At 63.5% G+C, this 2,269-nt stretch carries 1 protein-coding gene and 3 pseudogenes; 2 read left to right on the forward strand and 2 right to left on the reverse strand.

What is annotated here, in order from left to right:
• Both VF794_RS32385 and VF794_RS32390 read left to right on the forward strand, forming a co-directional pair.
• A pseudogene (locus VF794_RS32385) lies at positions 1 to 1,053 on the forward strand (hypothetical protein); the annotation flags it as partial.
• Positions 1,054 to 1,185: 132 nt separating this feature from the next.
• Positions 1,186 to 1,500: a hypothetical protein gene (locus VF794_RS32390; protein ID WP_309896342.1), complete on the forward strand. Its 315-nt coding sequence runs from the start codon at positions 1,186 to 1,188 to the stop codon at positions 1,498 to 1,500.
• A gap of 142 nt (positions 1,501 to 1,642) precedes the next feature.
• On the opposite strand, the pseudogene VF794_RS32395 reads toward VF794_RS32390, so the two are convergent.
• A pseudogene (locus VF794_RS32395) lies at positions 1,643 to 1,992 on the reverse strand (integrase core domain-containing protein); the annotation flags it as partial.
• Positions 1,993 to 2,047: 55 nt separating this feature from the next.
• Positions 2,048 to 2,161, reverse strand: a pseudogene (locus VF794_RS32400) (transposase); the annotation flags it as partial.
• Between the last annotated feature and the right edge of the window lie 108 nt (positions 2,162 to 2,269).

Consider the following 2,269-nt stretch of genomic DNA (forward strand, 5'->3'; position numbering starts at 1 on the left):
GATGTCTCCCGCGAGGAGTTGCTGCGCCGCGTGGAGCGCTTCAAGAGCGTGGCCGTGCTGCGGCCGGATGGCTACCTGGCCTGGACGCTCAACGGACGCACGCAGCAGAAGGTGGGGCTGGTGGAGTGGAAGGAGGAAGCCTTTCGCGCTGGCTCGTTCGAACTGGGCCGCTTCTACACCGTCAGCGGTTGGGTCTTCCGGCAGGCGGACGCGCAACTGCGCCCCCTCATGGAAGGGCCCGGGCTGGCCGAGGTGTACGACGACGCCGACTACATTGGCCGCTCGCTGGATGGCGCGGAGGAAGCCTTCGTCGACCTGTACCACGCCATGGGCCAGCTGCTCTCCCACCCGTCGGACAGCATCGCTTCGCTGCGACACCTCCCGGCGGGAGTCGCGGCCCTCATCGCCTCCTCGCCGGAGTACCTCGAGCGCTTCCGGTACATGACTCGGGGCGAGCAGGTGAAGGCGATCTCGAAACTGACGACGAACCTCATCCTCACCTTGGGCACGGCGGGAGGCACGGCCAGCACGCTGACGCGAACGTTGGGTGGGCTGGAGGACACCATGCCGGTGCTGTCCCTCTCGGCCGAGGGCCTGCTGGCGGTAAGGACGGTGGCGGTGTCAGCGGGCACGGTGACGACCACGCTGGAGGTGGGCGTGGGCACCGTCTCCATCCTCCACATGGCCAGCCAGGGACAGCGCGCGACTGGTGCGGGCCCCCCCAGGCCCGCGAGGTCACCCAACAGGGCGGAGCCTCGGATCGAGGATGGCAACCCTCAGGAGGGCTGGCAGCATATCGAAGCAAGGCACATCACCGGCACTCATCCAACCGGGCCGGGCGACCTCTTCGCGCCGGGAACCTCTCGCGCACAACTCCTGGAAGCAGCGAAGGACATCGTCAAGAATGGAAACCGCATCTCGGAACCTGGCAGGCGTATCCAGGTCTTCCAGATGAAGGTAAAGATCAACGGTGTGAGAGACTTGGTGCGGGTCATCGTTGATTCGGACGACGCCAACCGGGTCATCACGATGTTCCCAGTCAGGGGTGGGTAGATGTTCCAGTTCAAATGTGAGTGGGCCGATGGACCGAGGACCTCCACACGCTCGGGCTTTGACCTGGGGCACATGACGTTCGTGAGCGAAAAAGGCATCTGTAGCTCGCGGGGCAGGACACCGGATCAAGCCATGATGCTCGCCATCGCCATCGTGGAGCTTCTCGATGGACTGCGTCGGTTCCTGATGGAGAGGCGAAGCGAATACACCTTCGTTGGAGCCGACTCGTCGTTCTCCGTGCGCTTCCGGAAGGCGAAGGGGGAACGTATCGCCATCCAATGCGGAGCGAGCCCTCTCGGCGAAGTGGATGCCACGACCCTGTGCCGGGCTGTTCTCTCCGGCGCTGAAACGTTCTTTCAACAGCCGGAGAACAAGCTCCCTCAAAGTGATCCAGCTCTGGAAGATCTCACCTCTGCCCTAGAGGCGTTCGCTCGCGCCTTTCGATGAGGGCGATTCGCGAGAGCCGTATCTCAGCTCTATTCCGCGAACAGCCTGCGTGAACGAGGACCAGGAGAGGTGTGGTTCTGATCCCCTACGGGAACGTCACGCTACTGAAGGTGGGCTTGCCCCGGTTGCGTGGACAGTAGGATTAAGATGCCAACTTCTGCGGTAAGGCTGCAAGCTCAAAATCCACTGGACTGACGTAGCCCAGTGAAGAGTGCCGCCTCTGGCGGTTGTAGAAGACCTCGATGTACTCGAAGAGGGCCAGCCGGGCCTGCTCGTGCGTGGCGAAGTCGGTGGTGTAGACGAGCTCCAATTTCAAGCTGCTGAAGAAGCTCTCCACCACGGCGTTGTCCCAGCAGTTGCCCTTGCGCGACATGCTGCATTGAATCCCACGAGCAGCCAGCGCCTTCTGGTTCGGTCCGAATGGTGCAGCAATCCTCGTGCTGGCTGCCGACCCTTGAGCGCCATGTCGAGCGCATTGAGGACCAGGTGCCGTGCTCTTGCCCTCTCCGCCCTCGGCCTCACGCACCCAGTTGCGAAGTGCCGACTCCGTCAGGTCCAAGTCCTTGGCCACCTGGGGCAGGCTCTTGCTGCCCTCGCGCACCAACCGGACCGCCTCGGCCCTGAACTCCGGGGTGAAACTCCGCCTCTTCCTTCGCTCCATGGACACTACCTCCCCGTGTAGCCGACTTACGGGGTACGTCCACTAAACCGAGACAGACTCATCCTTCTGGCGGGGTCCTCTGGCGGACGCGGGTGGGGGAGCCGCAAT

The sequence above is a fragment of the Archangium sp. genome, from assembly GCF_036389735.1.
Taxonomy (GTDB): Bacteria; Myxococcota; Myxococcia; order Myxococcales; family Myxococcaceae; genus Archangium.

Bases quoted from the DNA above. Each gene is read 5' to 3' on its own strand.
- VF794_RS32390 (WP_309896342.1), top strand. From the start codon at position 1,186: ATGATGCTCGCCATCGCCATCGTGGAGCTTCTCGATGGACTGCGTCGG.